The following is an 18,542-nucleotide window of genomic DNA, read 5'->3' as shown; positions in this document are numbered from 1 at the left end:
GTCCTTAAAAGTAGAGAAGATCCTTATGACGAAAAACTATCTTCAATATATTTTCTTATTCTTTTTTTCAGGTATCTCACTTTCTCAAGTCGAGACGATCAACTTCAATGGATACAACGGCGCTGGTAGCTCGCTGTCTGTGACCGCTTCGTCAGCCACTGTGAATGACCTAATAACGATAACTTTTGAGGATACCGACATCATCAATAATTTTTACACCCAATTTCAAAATTCGGTGTTTATGTACTGCGGGCTAGACACTCCTGCTGGTAGCTTTCAATTCGTCCCTGGTACGTTTGCCGACCTTACATGGCAACCTGAATTCAGTCTTAGTTCTACAGATACCGATAACAATGCAGCTCCAAATTCTTATGCCATTGACATCAATCCTTCCATTTTCTTTACAGATGCCCCTGATGGGACGCTTGTGTATGGTATAAACCTATTGTTTCAAAATCAATTTGGAGGTGGAGGAAACAACCAATCATTGGACCTGTATATCGACCTTGTCGACGCCACTATCAATAGGGGCGTATTGAGCACTGACAATTTCGAGAGTACAGATGTCAGGGCAACCTATAACGATGGCGAACTAAGAGTAACGGGACTTGTTGGGCAGGCGAGCATTGAAGTGTTCAACATCTTAGGAAAACGGGTGTTCCAGATAAACAATGTGACCATTGAAAATGATTTCTCCAAAGAAATATCGCTGAGGCCAAAAAGTATGTACGTCTTAAGGATACGAAGCGGCCGCCTGAGCAAAACCTTGAAGCTGATCGCCCTCTAGTCTGGGGTTTGATTGCATTTTTATAAATTGAATAGCAATCCCCTATTCGCTTTTTTCTTACCTTTAAGTGACCAACCAACCTGATCATAATGAAATATCAAAATGAAGTCGTCATCGACAAACCTTTGGAGGAGGTCATTTCTAAAATGGACAGTGCCGAAAATATGAAATATTGGCAAAAAGGTCTAATTAGTTATGAACATATTCATGGAACCCCGGGAGAAGTTGGCGCGAAGATGCGTCTCACGTATACTATGGGAAATAGTGAAATGGCCATGACCGAAACCATTGTGAAACGTAATTTCCCAAAAGAGTTTCACGCCACCTATGAGGCTGCGGGTGTGTGGAATATGCAACACAACTATTTCTCGGAGGTCGATGCCACAACAACCAAGTGGATCTCTAAGTCGGAATTCAAATTTTCTACCTTCAAAATGAAATTTTTTGGTTTTATCATGCCAGGAGCATTTAAAAAGCAAAGCCGTAAGTATATGGAGGCCTTCAAAGACTTTGTAGAACAAGGAATCTCTGTAGCAGATGAGTAGAAAAATTAGAATGATCTGGGACTTCCGAGGCCCTAACGCCAAACAAACTGCAGCCCACCACCTGGTTCACCTCAAAGAGTATTTAAAGGTAGAGGAAGTCTGGTTTGCAGATACTGGGATCGAAGAAGTTTCCAATATGCATAGCTTCGCCTATGTGATCGTCGGCGAAAACGACATGCAAAAAGTACGCAAAGACCTGAAGCCTCATCGAGGCAGACTGTTCGAAGAATAAAAAAGAGGCCCAAAGAGCCTCTCTCACATATAATAGTATTTCATTTTTTATATTTCTCTATCGATATCCCATGCTTCGAGGTAATCGGCTACGGCCTTTACAAACATTCCTCCAAGGGCACCATTCACAACGCGATGGTCATAACTGTGCGACAGGAACATCTTCATTCGAATGCCGATGAAATCACCATCGGGAGTTTCGATCACCGCTGGAACTTTTCTGATAGCACCCAAAGCTAAAATACCAACCTGTGGTTGATTTATGATAGGCGTTCCCATAACACTGCCAAAAGTACCTACGTTGGTCACAGTGTAAGTACCACCTTGAATTTCATCTGGCTTCAGCGCATTGGTCCTAGCTCTGCCCGCAAGATCGTTAACGGCCTTGGCCATCCCCACGAGATTAAGCTGATCAGCGTTTTTGATGACCGGGACGATCAAGTTCCCATCTGGCAAAGCCGCCGCCATTCCTAGATTGATATTCTTCTTTTTTACAATTGCATCACCATGCACCTGAATGTTCATCATCGGATAATCCTTGAGTGCCTTGGCCACGGCCTCCATAAAAATTGGCGTGAATGTGAGTTTTTCTCCTTCGCGTTGCTCAAAGGCCTTCTTATGTTTATTGCGCCAATTCCAAATATTGGTCACGTCTACTTCGACAAAGCTCTGTACATGAGCAGACGTTTGCACACTCTCTACCATATGGTGCGCGATAAGTTTGCCCATCCGTGTCATCTCTATAACTTCGTCCTGCCCGTTGACCGAGATTGGCGCAGGCTTAGAAGCTGAACTTGCAGTTTTCACTTCTGGGGCAGCAGTTTTCGTAGATACGGGCGTTGCTGCCGCAGCTGCGGGTTTGCTACCTTTGTTCTCTATATATCCTAAGATGTCGTTTTTGGTGACACGACCTTCTTTACCTGTACCCTGAAGACTATCCAATTCTTCCAAAGAAATACCTTCTTCTTTCGCAATGTTCTTTACCAAGGGCGAATAGAAACGTTCCGAATTGCTATAATCGTTTGTAGAGGTAACGGACTCTTTTGCTGCCTGGACCGTTTCTTCCACTGCGGCAACTGATTCTGGCACTACATCCTCGATATCTTTAACCTGACTACCATTGCCTGAAGCTGCATCCCCTTCCGTTTCTATGATCGCCAAAACTTGCCCTACCTGTACCACATCGTCAACATCAAAGAACTTCTCTACCAAAACCCCATCTACCTCACTAGGTACTTCGGAATCCACTTTATCGGTTGCAATCTCAAGGATTGCCTCGTCCATCTCTATAGTATCGCCAACCTCTTTTAGCCAAGAAGTGACCGTTGCTTCCGCAACACTTTCTCCCATCTTAGGTAACTTGAGTTCAAATTTTGCCATATCTGTAATATGAGGGTCTTTTTATCTTACTGTTTTGCAAAAATATTAAAAAAAAGAAGTTTTATTTAAATTTTCAATATTTAATATGTTTGCTAAAGTGTGTGGACGATTCCCTTACCGTCGCTAGAATCACTTCCGATGATAAAATTACAATCTTTTGGCCATATTCTAAATGTAAGTCCGGTGTTTTTAAAGGTCTCCATTATCGCTATGATCTGCTGATTGCTATAGCTATCTCCATCTATGATCAACTGCATATTTTGCTGTTTGTATCTATCGATTTGAGACATTGCGCTGCAGACAGCACTATTTTCGCGGAATGTTGCTTTGAACAATCTAATTCTTTCTGAATTCTTTGATAGGAACAAACGATCGGAAAATACGTCGTCGTCCTCATTTTTGGTAGAACCAAAGACCCTTAAAAGACTGAAGAGGTTGGCCCCAATTGATATGACAAAACGAACGAAAAAGTTCCCCCGGTAGTGCTTTTTATAGAATATGCTCATCGCTTTGCTAAAACGCCTCGCATATTCGTAATTCTTAACAGTGCTCTCACCTTTGTAATGAATTATTGCAGTTTCTCCAAAGTAGAAGTTCCTATATCCCGCCTGAAGTACGGTATAGGACAGATCGATATCCTCTCCGTACATAAAATAGCGTTCGTCAAAACCGCCCACTTGCCTGTAGAGCTCTTTCTTCAAAAGCATAAAGGCCCCAACAAGCACCTCTACCTCACCTGAATCGTTTTCTTGAAGATGTGATGCATAATACTTTTTTGATCTTGTGGCACTCCACATTTTGGTCAACGCGATGCCAGGAGTCGGTAATCCTCTTTTACTCTCTGGAAGAAAGTTTCCGGTGCCATCGATCAATTTTGAACCGAGAATGCCAAATTGACGCTGAGCTTCAGCGAATGCCAATGCCTTGATGAACACATCCTCCCCGACAACGGTATCGGGATTAAGGATACACAAGTAGGTTCCCTTTGCAAGAGCCGCCGCTTGGTTGTTTGCTCTAGCAAAGCCAATATTGTTATCATTTGAGATCAAGACAACGTCTGGAAACTTTTCGCTAACCATTGCCGCACTGTTATCGGGGGAACAATTATCAACGACGATGATCTCCGCATCGATATCGGCGATAGCAGCTTTGACACTTCTGATACATTGTTCTAGAAAATGGCAAACATTATAATTAAGGATGATCACAGAAAGCTTCATGAGTTATGAGCTCTTCAAGGAGTTTTCGAACGGGACCCGATTAAGAATACTCCGGCCTAGCGTTACCTCATCGGCATATTCCAGCTCATCACCTACGGCAATACCTCTGGCAATGGTAGATGTTTTGACATCAAATGCCTCGATCTGCTTGTAGATGTAGAAGTTGGTAGTATCCCCTTCCATGGTAGAACTCAAGGCAAATATCAATTCGGCCACCTGTCCTCCTTTTACTTTCTCTACAAGCGAGTTGATGGTCAGGTCATGGGGCCCCACGCCTTCCATCGGGGATATTTTTCCGCCTAGAACATGATACAATCCACGATATTGGCTGGTATTCTCTATGGCCATCACATCTCGGATGTCTTCAACAACACAAATGATCGACCGGTCTCTTGAAGGATTATTACAGATATCACAAATATCGACGTCGGAAATGTTATGACAATTTTTACAGTGTTTTATTTGATCACGCATTTCCTGTAAAGCAAAAGACAATCGCTGGGTCTGTTCTTGCGGCTGTCGCAATAGGTGCAGCACCAATCGCAATGCTGTACGCTTTCCAATACCAGGAAGTTGAGATACTTCGTAAACGGCGTTTTCCAATAATTTTGAAGAGAAATCCATAACGCAAAAGTACAATTTTAGAGGTACGAAGTACGAAGGAATTTTCATAAGTTAGCAATCTAATTGATGTTTGTACAACTTTGCTTTACCGTGTAATCTTTTGCGCTCTGCGAATGTGGACTACAAACTGCTCATAAAAAGTATATGCAGCCAACACAGATCCTTCTCTTGATAGCCGGATATTTCGGCATCCTCATTCTCATATCCTATTTTACCGGTAAAGATGACAGCAATGAGATATTCTTCAAAGCAAAACGTCAGTCTCCATGGTATCTGGTGGCCTTTGGGATGATCGGCGCCTCGCTGAGCGGTGTTACCTTTATTTCGGTCCCAGGCTGGGTGGCCAGCAGTCAGTTTGGATATATGCAAGTTGTTCTGGGATACCTCTTTGGCTACTTCGTCATCGCCTTTGTGCTTATGCCTATATATTACCGCCTAAATGTAACGTCGATCTATGAATATCTAGATGAACGCTTTGGTGTTGTGAGTCATAAAACTGGCGCTTTTTTCTTCTTTATCTCTAGAGTCTTGGGAGCGAGTTTCCGATTATATTTGGTGGCTATCGTCTTGCAGAGTTTTGTATTCAATGAGATCGAGATCTTTGGTGGTCAATGGCCTTTCGCGCTAACCGTGGTGCTTTCTATCCTAATGATATGGCTTTATACCTTTAGGGGGGGAATCAAGACCATCGTTTGGACCGATACGCTCCAAACACTATTCATGCTTATAGCCGTCGGCGTCGCCATCGTGATGATATTGAATAAACTGGAATGGACATTAGGGGATTTTCTTGCTTCGACCGAGTTGACCAAATATGACAAATGGTTCTTTACTGATAGCATCTTGCCCAAGAATCACTTCATCAAACAATTCTTAGGCGGAATGTTCATCACCATTTGCATGACCGGATTGGATCAAGACATGATGCAAAAGAACCTGACCTGTAAAAACTTGAAAGAAGCTCAAAAGAACATGGTCTCCTTTAGCTTGGTCCTCGTTGTCGTCAACTTGTTCTTTCTTCTTTTGGGAGCCCTCTTGTTTATTTATGCTGAAAAGACCGGCATCGCTGTTCCAATGATGGACGGAAAAGTAAAAACCGACCTTTTGTTTCCAGAAGTTGCACTAAATGGAGGTCTTGGGTTGGCACTTGCCATCTTCTTTTTGCTTGGGCTCATCGCTGCTGCCTATTCTAGTGCCGACTCGGCTTTGACCTCATTGACCACTTCATTTTCTATTGATTTCTTGAACATAGAACAAAGAGAGGTGTCCAAACAGAAAGCCATCAGAGGTCGTGTTCATGTTGCAATGTCCGTTCTTTTGATCATCGTGGTCATCATCTTTAACAGTCTTAACAATAAAAGTGTCATCGACGAACTATTGACCGTAGCAGGATATACCTATGGCCCTCTGTTAGGCCTTTTTGCCTTTGGCATCTTCACTAAAGCAAAGATCAGAGATAACTACGTTTGGGGCGTTGCTGTCATATCTGTAGTTTTGACCTATCTCCTCGCAGATCATTCCGAAAGCCTTTTAGGAGGCTACATCTTTGGATTCGAACTATTGATCTTTAATGGGTTGTTCACCTTTTTGGGGCTAGTACTGATTCGTCGCAAGTAAGGTAAGTGTGCAAGCCACGGCTACCTCGACTCCTTCTTTTTGAAGCAATTGATAAAATTCTCGATTCTCCGTGCCTGGATTAAAGATGACACGCTTTGGCTTTAACCCAATAATATAATCGTAATAGGCCACTTGGCGCTCAGGTTTCATATACAATGTCACAGTGTCTATACCATTGTAATCCATCAACTCGGTATCGATCTCTATTCCGTTGACAACTCCTTCACGCAAACCAAAAGCAACAATATCGTGTTGATTTTCGGCTAAACGATTGATCGCGATATTGGAATAGCGGTGCGGCTTTGTAGAAGCGCCTAAAACCAGTGTCTTTTTCTTCATTTGTTAAAATGCTGTTAAGTATTGTTAAAAGGGGTAACACAATCTAAATGTTGTCGTCTGTTCTGTATGGAACTTACAAATATTTTGTGAGTACCACATCATCAATCAAAAAACAAACAATCTAACCAATGAAAAATTTAATTTTATGGTGTGCGTTCTTGTCATTCTTTATGATAAACGCACAAAATTCCACTGGTCCATCATTACCAAACGTTGGAGTAGTAAGTGGAAAAGTAATCGACAAGAACCTTCAACAACCTATTCCGTATGCCACGGTAGCTATAAAAGCCAAAACCGACCAAAGCACGATCACCGGAGCTATTACAGACGAAGATGGAACTTTCGAACTTAAAGGTATCCCAGATGGTTCATTAGTGCTCGAAGTTAGCTTTATCGGCTACAAAACACATAACCAAGAGATCACCATCGGTCGAGGCGGCAGACGATTGAATGTTGGTACCATCACACTCGAAGAAAATGTCGATGAACTTGAGGGTGTGGATGTGGTTGCCGAAAGATCAACGATAGAACAGCGTATCGATAGAAAAGTGATCAATGTGGGAAAAGACCTGCAAACCGCAGGCCCAACGGCTTCCGATATCATGAATAATTTACCATCGGTGAGTGTCGATCAGCAGACAGGTGCCCTCAGTTTGCGTGGCAATCAAAATGTACGGGTCATGGTCGACGGAAAACTTACCAATGTCCCTGTTGCGCAATTGCTGAAGCAAATTCCTTCGACCTCGATAAAGAAGATCGAATTGATCACTAATCCATCTGCGAAGTATAATCCCGAGGGTATGAGTGGTATCATCAACATCGTATTGATCAAAAATGCGATGATCGGCTTCAATGGAAACATCAACATAGGTCTCAACTACGATGATAATGCGAGATTCAATAGCGGTATTGACCTCAACTACCGAAACAACAAACTAAATTTGTTTGGAAACTATAGCAATAACATTTCCAAGAATTTCAATCGAGGTAACGTATTTAGATCTGACGACAATTCGGATCAGCAATTTGCCTTTCTGGATGACAGCAAGACCCACTTGTTTAAAGTTGGTTTTGACTTTTACTTGAATGAAAAGAATACGATCTCCGTTTTCACCAATCAAAATTTCTTTGATGGTGGCACCTTAGGAACAACAGATATCGTAAACATGGATGCTGCTGATGATTTCTCTCAAATATTCAATAATATCAGAGACAATCTCTCATCACAATACAATTTCAACTATAAATTGGATTTTGCGAAAGATGACCATAATATAGAATTAGAGGCAGATTACAACACCTTTGAAAATGATGAAGATGCCACCTTCGATTTCCGTGGAAACACGACCACCTTGGATTATGAAGACTTTGTTGACACTGAAAGGGATCGATTGACCGTGAATTTGGACTACGTAAATCCTATCGATGAAAAGACCAAGCTGGAACTTGGCCTTGAGGCAAGATTGTTCAATTCGGACATCGCTCGTACTTCGTCACAATTTGTCCAAAACCCATTTGATCTATCAGGAGGAGACATTCCAGGGCCTTCGACAGATTTTGATTACAGCAGGGATATTTATTCGGCCTACGCCACCTATGGAAAAAAATGGGAGAAATGGTCGGTGCAAGTCGGTGCACGTTTTGAAACGGTAAGCGTAACAGCCGATACCGAAGAATTATACGAACCAGGTATTACAACAGACGACCTATCAAATATTACCACCGATGATAATGTTATCGTAACAAGAGATGGCGACAAGATCTTGAGGAAGTTCGAGAACGATTATACGCAAATATATCCGTCAGCTTTTGTGACCTATACAGCCTCTGAGAAGAATAGCTATCAAATGAGCTATAGCCGCAGAGTGGATCGTCCCGGCTTGCAACAGGTAAATCCAATTAGGGAATGGAGTACCCCACTGATCACTTCTTTTGGGAGATCGTCGTTAGTCCCACAATTCACAAATTCGTTAGAGCTGAATTACACAAGGAGGCTCAAAAGCGGAAGCGTTACCGCGGGTGTCTTTTATAGAGCCATCGAAGACGAGATCAATAGAGCGGTATTCGTCGATAGACTGGACCCAGAATTAAACAGGATCATCCTTACCTTCGATAATTTTAACAATACGTCAGCCTACGGTTTTGAGTTATCCTCCAACTACCGTCCCACCAAATGGTGGAGCATCAACGGTAGCTTTGACTTCTTCAGCCAAAAACAAAGAGGCCTCACGGAATTCTCGATAGATGAAGATGGTAACGGTGTGAAAGAACTCGACGAGATATTTACGGAAGAGCGCCAAGTGACAAACACCGCATGGAATTTTAGAATGTTCAACAATTTCAGCGTTACAAAAAAACTCACGCTTTCAGCTTTCGGATTTTACCGAGGCAAGAATAGGAACATCCAATTTGATGTGGACCCAATGGTCTTTGTGAACCTCGGTGCACGTTACAACTTTGCCGAAGGAAAAGGAACCTTCAGCTTGAATTATAACGATATTTTCAATACCATGGAATTTAGATTCAATGGAGATCGACCCTATCCACAAGAGGGCCGATTCAATTGGGAAAGCCAAACAGTTTTTGCTGGGTTATCTTATAGATTTGGTGGAGGTAAATATAGAGCAAAACAACGCCGTAGCAGAGATAATAATGAAAAACAAGGAAGTGGAGGAATTTTCTAAAGAACGTTTAATGACTGCAATTCTATAGTTGATGGTTAGTGTTAATTGCCAGTTGTTAATCAAGAAAGCCCTAGAAATTGTTCTAGGGCTTTCACTTTTTTTAGAATTTATTGAGATATGTATATCTTTATACGCATCAACTAAAAAGCTATAAATGAAAAAATTAACCTACTTTACCGCTTTGGCATGTCTATTCTCTATGCCCCTATCGAATGCACAAACCATCGAATTTATCAATAGCACCTACAACTATGGCACAATGCCTAATAACGTTGGCGCCAATGATGTAGCGACTGCTTATACCGATTGGAAGACCAACTTTTTGGCAAGTTGCCCTAATGGAAGATATCGCGTTCAATTTGACAATCCGTCGGAAACTGTTTCTGAGGGTATCGCCTATGGAATGCTTCTCACGGCATATGCAAACGACCAAGCCGCCTTTGATGGGTTGTGGCTATACTACCAAGACCACGTCAATGCCAATGGCGTTATGAATTGGAAAATTAATGGGTGCTCTACGGTTGTTGGATTCAATGGCGCTACTGATGCTGAAATAGATGCTGCCATCGCATTGATGGTTGCCGAATTGCGCTGGGGAAATGCTGGAAGTATCAATTATGGCGCAGCAGCATCTTCCTTGATAACTATTATTAAAAACCATGAGGTCGAGGCGGGTACGTTTGTTTTAAAACCTGGTGATGCTTGGGGCGGAAGTAATACGACCAACCCATCTTACTTTACACCTGGCTACTTTAGGGCTTATGGCGATTATATGTCTGACAATGCCTATTGGAATAATGTAGCGAGTAAAACCTACGAGATCATCGACAACAACCTCACCCAAAACAGTGCAGTCCATAATCTGGTCTCGGATTGGACAAGAGCTGATGGAAATTATACTTCGGAGGTTGCAGGCTGGGCAGCGCATCAAGGACAAGCATATTTTTATGACGCAGCTCGAACGCCGTGGAGGATCGCCACCGATTATCTCTGGTATGGCGATGCAGATGCGCTCTCCTACACCACAAAATGCGATGCCTTTGTAAACTCGGTAGGTGGGTTCGACCAGATATACCCAGGTTACAATCAAGATGGTAGCACCATCACAACAGCTTACAAAGACGTTACATTTACTGGAGCATATGCCGTAGCGGCAATGGCTTCTGGAAATCAAACTTTTGTGAATCAGGCCTACACCGAAGTAAAGAATATGACCACCACGGCCTATTTTGGTGCTACCCTAAGAGTCTTGTATATGTATGCGATGACCGGAAATACATTCAATCCTACCCAGACCAATGTGCTTTCAACAGAAAGCACTGATCCAAATATTACATTCTTGATCTATCCAAATCCGGTGTCCGAGCAGTTGAATATTCGTTTTATCTCTTCGGATGAGAGAGAGATCAGGATTCATGATTTTACTGGCAAAATAATAGCGCATAAAAAAACGTCGCGGGACGAAGAACTAATAGATGTTCAAGGGTTGTCTGCAGGTATATACTTTGCTAAGATCGAGAACCAGGTAGTTAAATTTATAAAGGAGTGATCAAAAAAAAAGACCCTCAGCGTAGATAAATTATACTGAGGGTCCAAGAAATAATTGGTTAGTTAGCTCTTCTATCACCATTTGATGATGGCACTGCCCCAAGTGAATCCACTACCAAAGGCTGCCAATACGACGATGTCTCCTTTTTTTATTTTTCCCGCTTCCCATGCCTCTGTCAATGCTATAGGGATAGATGCCGCGGTCGTGTTCCCGTATTTCATGATATTGTTGAATACTTGGTCATCACTAAGTCCAAACTTCTTCTGTACAAATTGTGAGATACGAAGATTGGCTTGATGCGGAATTAGCATGTCGATATCCGCAGGCGTCAAACCATTGGTTTTCAATCCTTCCATGATCACTTCGCTAAAGCGCACCACTGCATTTTTAAAGACGAATTGTCCATTCATGTAAGGATAGTAGGAAGTGTCTTCCGGGTCGCCGTCTTCCAAGATATCGGTCACCCATCGTTTACCCATACCAGGAGCGATCACCGACAATTCCTCGGCATGTTGCCCTTCAGAGTGAAGGTGTGTGGACAATATTCCTCTTTTAGTATCTTCTTCTCTCGATACCACGGCAGCTCCAGCACCATCGCCAAAGATCACCGATACCCCGCGACCGCGTGTTGTCATATCCAAACCGCGAGAATGTACTTCCGATCCAATGACCAGAATATTCTTATACATCCCCGTTTTGACAAAATTGTCCGCCACGGAAATAGCATATACGAATCCCGAACATTGATTTCGGACATCCAATGCACCCACCGTCTTTATCCCCAGGTCTCGTTGAACTAACACGCCTGGACCGGGGAAATAATAATCCGGACTCAATGTTGCGAAGATGATGAAATCTATCTCATCCTTATCGATACCGGCACGCTCTATCGCAATCCTGGCTGCCTTGACGCCCATAGAAGTTGTAGTATCGCCATTGGTCTTTTTAACATGCCTTCTTTCTTGTATTCCAGTTCGTTCTTGGATCCATTCGTCGCTGGTATCCATAATTTTGGAAAGATCGTCATTGGTCACCACATTTTCTGGGACATAGTATCCAAGGCCTGCAATTCTTGAATTGTACATAGTATCTATTGTATTAGTTTAAAGAATTCTGAAAATCAGAATCCGTAATTAACAACCTAGCAAAAAGGTGCTGCGCAATTTAAGTAAAGTTGACAGATTCCTAAAATATGTGGCTTACTTATTATATGCACGCATAACAATCCTCGAAAAGGCAATGAATCATTAATGTCTTTAACATATTCTTAGCGATCGACACTTTTCATTTTATGTAACTTGCCTTAAAATAACCAGTCATGAAAAAAATCTTCACATTGTTACTTGCTATAGTAACTTGTTTTATCGGATTCGCCCAAGAGAATCTAAATTACCAAAGACCCTCCAAAGAAATATTGGAACTGGCAGATGCTCCCTTAGCACCATCCGTGCTGTTAGATCACAAAAATGAATATATGATTCTCTTGTATCGAGATGCTTACAAGACTATTGACGAACTCTCAGAAGACGAACTTCGTTTGGGAGGCTTGAGGATCAATCCTAAAACCAATATTGGAAGTAGGACGACTTATTACAACAATATTCAAGTAAAAAAGGTAACTGGCAAAAAGGCGGTCCAAGTAATGGGCCTTCCAGAAAATCCTAGGCTTGCAAATTTTAGTTGGTCGCCAGATCAAAAGAAGATCGCCGTGACCAACACGACCAAGACTGGAGTAGAGATCTGGGTCCTAGACATCCAAAGCGCTAAGGTGACGAAGCTCACCGCAGCGAATGTCAATGCAAATCTTGGAGATGTTATCAATTGGTTCGAAGATGGCACTTCTATGTTGGTGAAGATGCTTCCTGGGAATCGAAAACCGCTTATCGATGCAAAGGAGGTGACACCGACCGGACCGACCATTTCTGTGAATGATGGAAAGAAAGCTCAGAATCGTACCTATCAAGATCTGCTTAAAAGCAAAGACGATGAGCATAATTTTGAGCAGTTGGCACTTTCTGAAATATATAAGGTCTCTTTAGATGGCACCTCAGAAAAGTGGTTAGGAAGTGATATGTATCGAAACATCAGTTTCTCTCCAGATGGCAAATATATTCTGGTGAGCAAAATTGAAAAACCTTTCTCTTATCTGGTACCTTATTATAGGTTTCCCTCCGAAACTATTGTTTATGACCAAAATGCCAAAAAAATAGCGACTATCGAGAAGGTCCCACTCATCGAGGATCTGCCAAAAGGATTTATGTCGGCACGAAAAGGTCGAAGGGACATCTCATGGCGAGCGGACAAGCCCGCTTCGTTGGTCTTTGCTTCGGTATTGGACGGAGGCGACCCTGCCAACGAGGTAGCCTATAGAGACGAAGTTTTCCAGTTGGATGCTCCTTTCAATGGCACGCCAAAGAGCATCTTAAAGACCATTAATCGTTTTAGCGGCATACAATGGGGTAATGACAACACAGCCGTCGCCTTCGATTATTGGTGGAATACAAGAAACACAAAAGCCTATTTGTTCGATCCTTCTGATAGCGCCAAGGAAACAGTGATACTTTATGATCGCAACTACCAGGATCGCTATAACGACCCAGGAACTTTCGTAGAGGAACGAAATAAGTTTGGTAGCGATGTGCTATCGCTAAATGGAAAAAAGGCCTATTTACTGGGTGAAGGCTTTTCTCAAAAAGGACAATTTCCATTTTTGGATGAATTGAACTTGGAGACCAAAGAGACCAAGAGACTATATCAATCAGATTTCACAGATAAACTAGAAAATCTTAGACAGTATGACCCCAAGACAAAAAAACTGTTAGTTCGCATAGAATCCAAAAGCGAATATCCCAATTATTATTTTAGGGATCTTCAAAAGAAAAAGCTAACGCAAATCACAGCATTTGAAAATCCTTTTAAGAGTATTCAGAATGTTCATAAGGAAGTGATCAATTATAAAAGAGAAGACGGCTTAGAGCTTTCCGGAACACTCTACCTGCCGGTCGGATATGACAAGGATAAAAAAGAAAAGATGCCGATGATCCTATGGGCCTATCCAAGAGAATTTAAAGATAAAAGCAGTGCCTCTCAGAACACTAAAAATCCAAACAGATTCACCTATCCCTATTGGGGGTCGCCGATCTATTGGGTAACTAAGGGATATGTGGTGCTGGACGGCGCTGCATTTCCGATAGTAGGCGAAGGTGACAACGAGCCAAACGATACTTTTAGGTCACAGCTTGTGGCAAATGCCAAGGCCGCGATCGATGCGGTGGATAAGTTAGGTTACATCGACCGTGATCGCGTCGCTGTAGGTGGACACAGCTACGGTGCCTTTATGGTCGCCAATCTACTATCGCATTCAGACCTGTTCGCCGCGGGAATTGCCAGAAGTGGTGCTTACAATCGTACATTGACGCCATTTGGCTTTCAGAGCGAGGAACGAAATTATTGGGAAGCTCCCGAAGTCTATTATACGATGTCGCCTTTTATGCATGCTGACAAAATGAAAACACCACTGCTTCTTATTCATGGTAAGGCCGACAACAACTCTGGCACCTATCCCCTACAAAGTGAGCGCTACTTTAATGCGCTAAAAGGTTTGGGCGCCACCGTGCGCTTGGTCATGTTGCCAAAAGAAAGCCATGGATACAGAGCTAAGGAAAGCATTTTGCATCTATTATGGGAGCAGGACCAATGGTTAGAGAGACATGTTAAAAATAAGAAACAGGAAGAAGCACCAGGAACAAATTAATAAAAGAGCCCCAAATTGGGGCTCTTTCTTTCTTACAATGGTTAAAAAAACGCATCTAAAGAAGATTTTAGATGCGTTTAATAAAACAACCTAACCAATAAATAAACAAACCAATTGTAAGTATCTTTTTCTTAGCAAATTTTTTCCCTCAATCGCTGAGTTGATTATTTATAGTTCAAATATACAAAATGTTTAACCTTTTATCAAAATAGTTAAACAAAAAATTCTGTTAAAGTTTTTTCAACTTTTTTGACAAGCTTACATGCTTCCAATGCCATCTTGTCATCTTTACAGACTCTGGTATTTTTTTTGAAAAACATTTGACATTAATCGAATTAAAATTTAAAACCTTACATATGACAACGGGAAATATTAATGTATCTGTTGAAAACATCTTTCCGCTGATCAAAAAGTTTTTGTACAGCGATCACGAGATCTTCCTGCGCGAACTCATATCAAACGCGACTGATGCAACCTTAAAATTGAAGCATCTGACCAATATCGGAGAAGCATCCGTGGAATATGGCAATCCGCTGGTCGAAGTGAAGATCGACAAAGAAGGAAAAAAGCTTCACATCATCGATCAGGGTATTGGAATGACGGCCGAAGAGGTTAAAAAATACATCAACGAAGTGGCCTTTTCTGGGGCTGAAGAATTTCTGGACAAGTATAAGGACAAGGTAGAGGATGCCGGTATCATCGGTCATTTCGGCTTAGGTTTCTATTCGGCTTTTATGGTGGCCAACAAGGTAGAGATCATCACCAAATCTTACAAAGATGAGCCAGCCGCGCATTGGACGTGCGACGGATCTCCAGAATATACACTCGAAACTTCCGATAAGACCGACCGCGGTACGGAGATCATTCTTCATATTGCCGATGATGAGACAGAATTCTTGGAAGAAAGCCGTATCCGAGAACTATTGATAAAGTACAATAAGTTCATGCCCATCCCGATAAAGTTTGGCACTAGAGAAGAAACGTTACCCTTACCTGAGGATGCGCCAGAGGATGCTGAGGCAGAAACCTTAACGGTCGATAACATTATCAATAATCCAAATCCGGCCTGGACCAAACAACCCGCGGATCTTAATGAAGAGGATTATAGAAAATTTTACAGGGAGCTCTATCCAATGCAATTTGAGGAGCCACTCTTTAACATTCACTTAAATGTGGATTATCCGTTCAATCTTACTGGGATTCTCTATTTCCCGAAGTTGACCAACGACTTGAACATGCAGCGCGACAAGATCCAACTGTATCAAAATCAGGTGTTCGTCACGGATAATGTAGAAGGCATAGTTCCTGAATTTTTGACAATGCTTCGAGGGGTGATCGATTCACCAGACATTCCTTTGAATGTCTCGCGTAGTTATTTGCAAGCCGATGGCGCCGTCAAGAAAATATCGTCTTACATCACTCGTAAAGTTGCTGACAAACTTAATTCGCTCTTTAAGAATGACCGTAAAGATTTTGAAGCCAAATGGAATGATATTAAGATCGTCATCGAATATGGAATGCTCTCTGAGGAGAAATTCTTTGAAAAGGCCGAGAAATTTACACTGTATCCAACAGTTGATGATGCTTATTTAACCTTTGAGGAGCTTCAAGAAAAGATAAAGGACACTCAGACAGATAAGGACGAAAAGCTAGTCATCCTTTATGCTTCCAACAAAGACGAACAGCATGCCTATATCGATGCAGCCAAAGCAAAAGGCTATGAAGTATTGCTATTGGATTCTCCAATCGTCTCTCATTTGATCCAAAAATTAGAGACCAGCAAGGAAAATATTTCTTTTGCGCGAGTGGATGCTGACCATATTGATAATCTGATCAAAAAGGACGAGGAACAGATCTCAAAACTTTCGGACGAAGAAACAGCGAAATTGAAGACCATATTAGAGGAGACCATTCCTCAAGATAAGTTTACCGTTCAGTTAGAGGCCATGAGCAGTGACGCATCGCCATTTATGATAACGCAACCAGAGTTCATGCGTCGAATGAAGGAAATGCAGCAAACCGGTGGCGGCATGAACATGTTTGGCAATATGCCCGAAATGTACAATTTGGTCGTAAACACCAATAGTGAGTTGGTAAATGATATTTTCAACACCAAAACCAGAAAGAAGCAAGAGCGCCTTATCAAACAGTCGTTGGATTTGGCCAGATTATCTCAAGGACTTCTTAAAGGTGAAGAATTGACCAAATTCATAAAGCGGAGTTACGAAATGATAAAATAGTCTTTTTCCTTTCTACGGGACATTCAGAAAAACCGCCATTTTATAGGCGGTTTTTTTTGTCGCATTTTTTGGGTATTGCCTATATTGCGACAAACAACTAACAACCATATGTCGATAAAAGAACCCAACAGCAGTGCTTTTAAGAAATGGCTCGATCTATTGCAGCAGGAGAGTTGGCAATTAGAGTTGATCATCTCTGGTTTTTCAATATTTGGGCTGTACCAGATCATTGATCCAGTAGAGGTGAAAATTGCCTTTGCGCAAAGCGAACAGAAAGTTGCAAACGAACTTTTTTGGGTCGGCATCTATCTCGCCACACTGATATGTATTGTGAACTTGTTGATACATGTGGTTCTTAGAGGGCTTTGGGTAGGAGCTCTTGGCCTGAGGTATGTATCTGGAGAGATCGAATTCGAGCAACTCAACTACCATCGATGGTTTGATGGTTTCCTGCGCAAGCGAATAAAGTCTTTCGATCATTTCATAGGCAAGCTCGAAAATTATTGTAGTATCATGTTTGCAGTGGCCTTTCTTTCTATATTCTATATTCTCTCATTATTTATCGTCATCGGCCTTTTCACCCTATTGGGTACCACCAGTAGAGCACCTAACACCCCGCGTTGGTTAGAGATCATTTGTATGGTGGCCACCGTTATTTTGGCCTTTTCACTGCTCTTGAGTTTTCTCGATTTTTTGACACTGGGATTTTTTAAGCGAAAACGATGGATCGCAGTTTGGTACTATCCTATATACCGATTCTATAGTTTGGTTTCCTTGTCGTTTTTGTATCGGCCGCTGGTCTATAATTTTTTAGATAGTCGATTTGGGAGGCGTATATTCATCTTGCTACTCCCCATATATATAGCGTTAATGACCCTATCTTCTTTAAACTATCAAGGCTCCAATTACTTTTCAACGGTAGGTAGCGTCCGTGGAAATATAGAAAACAACAATTCTCTTTTTACAAAAAGATACAATTATATGGATGAGCTGATAGAAGATTCTCAATTGGTGAACAATGCCGCTATCCCTTCAAAGCAAATTGACAGGGAGCATCTTCCGATCTTCATTCTTTTCAAAGAGGATATTGAAGAGGACCTCCTAAAGGTCTATCCTGAGTTGGCCCTTGATGATGATATTAGGGGTAGTACCTTGAAAGGCGTGATCACCATTGAAAGAAATCCAAATAAAGAAGCTATTGAAAAACTACCAAAATACTTGTCTAAACTTAGTGAACTGTACTGCGTTCAAATAGATAGTTTTCAAGTGACCACTGACTTTTTAATTACCAGGAATCGGAAGGGGCAATTGGGTTTTGAAACAACGATCGACCTCAAGGACATGCCACGAGGAAAGCATGTGCTTCATATAGAGCGAAAGAAGATACATCAAATCCCTATCCCTGAGAAAGACAGGAGAGACACAGAAATCACTCAAAGGGATAGTATCATCGTTAAAAAAGTGGTTGCAATCCCTTTCTGGCTCTATCCGGAATAAATCGAATAGCGTCGGCTTCGATCGGCTCGAAAATATAGATCCTGGAATCGTCGGTCGCCATAAAATTCTCGGTCC

Annotated in this window: 14 protein-coding genes; 9 read left to right on the top strand and 5 right to left on the bottom strand. The window is 41.9% G+C overall.

The window, feature by feature from the left end:
* The first annotated feature begins 25 nt into the window (after positions 1 to 25).
* The 3 genes from ACFQ1M_RS03225 to ACFQ1M_RS03215 all read left to right on the top strand — a co-directional run bounded on the left by ACFQ1M_RS03225 (position 26) and on the right by ACFQ1M_RS03215 (position 1,564).
* Positions 26 to 787, top strand: coding sequence for a T9SS type A sorting domain-containing protein (locus tag ACFQ1M_RS03225; protein WP_386403790.1), 762 nt, complete (start codon positions 26 to 28; stop codon positions 785 to 787).
* Between the two features lie 89 nt (positions 788 to 876).
* The gene (locus ACFQ1M_RS03220; protein WP_386403787.1) at positions 877 to 1,332 is read left to right on the top strand and encodes an SRPBCC family protein; all 456 of its coding nucleotides are present in this window, start codon (positions 877 to 879) and stop codon (positions 1,330 to 1,332) included.
* The gene (locus ACFQ1M_RS03215) at positions 1,325 to 1,564 is read left to right on the top strand and encodes a hypothetical protein (RefSeq protein ID WP_386403784.1); all 240 of its coding nucleotides are present in this window, start codon (positions 1,325 to 1,327) and stop codon (positions 1,562 to 1,564) included. The genes ACFQ1M_RS03220 and ACFQ1M_RS03215 overlap by 8 nt, the downstream gene beginning before the upstream one ends.
* 47 nt (positions 1,565 to 1,611) lie before the next feature.
* On the opposite strand, the gene ACFQ1M_RS03210 is transcribed toward ACFQ1M_RS03215, so the two are convergent.
* The 3 genes from ACFQ1M_RS03210 to recR form a co-directional block, all read right to left on the bottom strand.
* Positions 1,612 to 2,943, bottom strand: a complete 1,332-nt coding sequence (locus tag ACFQ1M_RS03210; RefSeq protein WP_386403781.1) for a dihydrolipoamide acetyltransferase family protein — start codon at positions 2,941 to 2,943, stop codon at positions 1,612 to 1,614.
* Between the two features lie 92 nt (positions 2,944 to 3,035).
* A complete protein-coding gene (locus tag ACFQ1M_RS03205) occupies positions 3,036 to 4,163 on the bottom strand; it encodes a glycosyltransferase family 2 protein (RefSeq protein WP_386403778.1) in 1,128 nt (375 codons plus the stop codon).
* Between the two features lie 3 nt (positions 4,164 to 4,166).
* The gene (gene recR / locus ACFQ1M_RS03200) at positions 4,167 to 4,787 is read right to left on the bottom strand and encodes a recombination mediator RecR (protein WP_386403775.1); all 621 of its coding nucleotides are present in this window, start codon (positions 4,785 to 4,787) and stop codon (positions 4,167 to 4,169) included.
* A 144-nt stretch (positions 4,788 to 4,931) separates the two neighbouring features.
* Here recR and ACFQ1M_RS03195 point away from each other — a divergent pair, with 144 nt between their 5' ends.
* Complete coding sequence (locus tag ACFQ1M_RS03195) at positions 4,932 to 6,404, top strand: sodium:solute symporter (RefSeq protein WP_386403772.1); 1,473 nt, start codon at positions 4,932 to 4,934, stop codon at positions 6,402 to 6,404.
* Here the strand turns inward: ACFQ1M_RS03195 and ACFQ1M_RS03190 are convergent.
* Positions 6,381 to 6,743, bottom strand: coding sequence for a CoA-binding protein (locus ACFQ1M_RS03190; protein WP_386403770.1), 363 nt, complete (start codon positions 6,741 to 6,743; stop codon positions 6,381 to 6,383). The genes ACFQ1M_RS03195 and ACFQ1M_RS03190 overlap by 24 nt on opposite strands.
* A gap of 128 nt (positions 6,744 to 6,871) precedes the next feature.
* On the opposite strand from ACFQ1M_RS03190, the gene ACFQ1M_RS03185 reads away from it, so the two are divergent.
* Together ACFQ1M_RS03185 and ACFQ1M_RS03180 are read left to right on the top strand one after the other, a co-directional pair.
* Positions 6,872 to 9,427 (top strand): outer membrane beta-barrel protein, encoded by a 2,556-nt coding sequence (locus tag ACFQ1M_RS03185; RefSeq protein ID WP_386403768.1) that lies wholly within the window; start codon positions 6,872 to 6,874, stop codon positions 9,425 to 9,427.
* Between the two features lie 154 nt (positions 9,428 to 9,581).
* Positions 9,582 to 10,976: a glycosyl hydrolase family 8 gene (locus ACFQ1M_RS03180; RefSeq protein WP_386403766.1), complete on the top strand. Its 1,395-nt coding sequence runs from the start codon at positions 9,582 to 9,584 to the stop codon at positions 10,974 to 10,976.
* Between the two features lie 74 nt (positions 10,977 to 11,050).
* Here the strand turns inward: ACFQ1M_RS03180 and ACFQ1M_RS03175 are convergent, their stop codons facing one another.
* The gene (locus tag ACFQ1M_RS03175; RefSeq protein WP_386403764.1) at positions 11,051 to 12,061 is read right to left on the bottom strand and encodes a 3-oxoacyl-ACP synthase III family protein; all 1,011 of its coding nucleotides are present in this window, start codon (positions 12,059 to 12,061) and stop codon (positions 11,051 to 11,053) included.
* Between the two features lie 233 nt (positions 12,062 to 12,294).
* Here ACFQ1M_RS03175 and ACFQ1M_RS03170 point away from each other — a divergent pair, with 233 nt between their 5' ends.
* From ACFQ1M_RS03170 to ACFQ1M_RS03160, 3 genes are all read left to right on the top strand, one after another.
* Positions 12,295 to 14,730: an alpha/beta hydrolase family protein gene (locus ACFQ1M_RS03170; RefSeq protein ID WP_386403762.1), complete on the top strand. Its 2,436-nt coding sequence runs from the start codon at positions 12,295 to 12,297 to the stop codon at positions 14,728 to 14,730.
* A gap of 356 nt (positions 14,731 to 15,086) precedes the next feature.
* Entirely contained in the window at positions 15,087 to 16,970 is a 1,884-nt protein-coding gene (htpG, locus tag ACFQ1M_RS03165) for a molecular chaperone HtpG (RefSeq protein ID WP_386403760.1), read from the top strand.
* A gap of 108 nt (positions 16,971 to 17,078) precedes the next feature.
* Entirely contained in the window at positions 17,079 to 18,467 is a 1,389-nt protein-coding gene (locus tag ACFQ1M_RS03160) for a hypothetical protein (RefSeq protein WP_386403758.1), read from the top strand.
* The last annotated feature ends 75 nt before the right edge of the window (positions 18,468 to 18,542 follow it).

The organism is Sungkyunkwania multivorans (genome assembly GCF_042675645.1).
Lineage (GTDB): Bacteria > Bacteroidota > Bacteroidia > Flavobacteriales > Flavobacteriaceae > Sungkyunkwania > Sungkyunkwania multivorans.
The sequence above is the reverse complement of the archived record's forward strand: the minus strand, read 5'-3'. Positions and strand labels throughout refer to the sequence as shown.

Coding starts and splice junctions, on each gene's coding strand:
- ACFQ1M_RS03185 (WP_386403768.1), top strand. CDS start 6,872: ATGAAAAATTTAATTTTATGGTGTGCGTTCTTGTCATTCTTTATGATA.
- htpG (WP_386403760.1), top strand. CDS start 15,087: ATGACAACGGGAAATATTAATGTATCTGTTGAAAACATCTTTCCGCTG.
- ACFQ1M_RS03175 (WP_386403764.1), bottom strand. CDS start 12,061: ATGTACAATTCAAGAATTGCAGGCCTTGGATACTATGTCCCAGAAAAT.
- ACFQ1M_RS03160 (WP_386403758.1), top strand. CDS start 17,079: ATGTCGATAAAAGAACCCAACAGCAGTGCTTTTAAGAAATGGCTCGAT.
- ACFQ1M_RS03205 (WP_386403778.1), bottom strand. CDS start 4,163: ATGAAGCTTTCTGTGATCATCCTTAATTATAATGTTTGCCATTTTCTA.
- ACFQ1M_RS03220 (WP_386403787.1), top strand. CDS start 877: ATGAAATATCAAAATGAAGTCGTCATCGACAAACCTTTGGAGGAGGTC.
- ACFQ1M_RS03215 (WP_386403784.1), top strand. CDS start 1,325: ATGAGTAGAAAAATTAGAATGATCTGGGACTTCCGAGGCCCTAACGCC.
- ACFQ1M_RS03225 (WP_386403790.1), top strand. CDS start 26: ATGACGAAAAACTATCTTCAATATATTTTCTTATTCTTTTTTTCAGGT.
- ACFQ1M_RS03170 (WP_386403762.1), top strand. CDS start 12,295: ATGAAAAAAATCTTCACATTGTTACTTGCTATAGTAACTTGTTTTATC.
- recR (WP_386403775.1), bottom strand. CDS start 4,787: ATGGATTTCTCTTCAAAATTATTGGAAAACGCCGTTTACGAAGTATCT.
- ACFQ1M_RS03190 (WP_386403770.1), bottom strand. CDS start 6,743: ATGAAGAAAAAGACACTGGTTTTAGGCGCTTCTACAAAGCCGCACCGC.
- ACFQ1M_RS03180 (WP_386403766.1), top strand. CDS start 9,582: ATGAAAAAATTAACCTACTTTACCGCTTTGGCATGTCTATTCTCTATG.
- ACFQ1M_RS03195 (WP_386403772.1), top strand. CDS start 4,932: ATGCAGCCAACACAGATCCTTCTCTTGATAGCCGGATATTTCGGCATC.
- ACFQ1M_RS03210 (WP_386403781.1), bottom strand. CDS start 2,943: ATGGCAAAATTTGAACTCAAGTTACCTAAGATGGGAGAAAGTGTTGCG.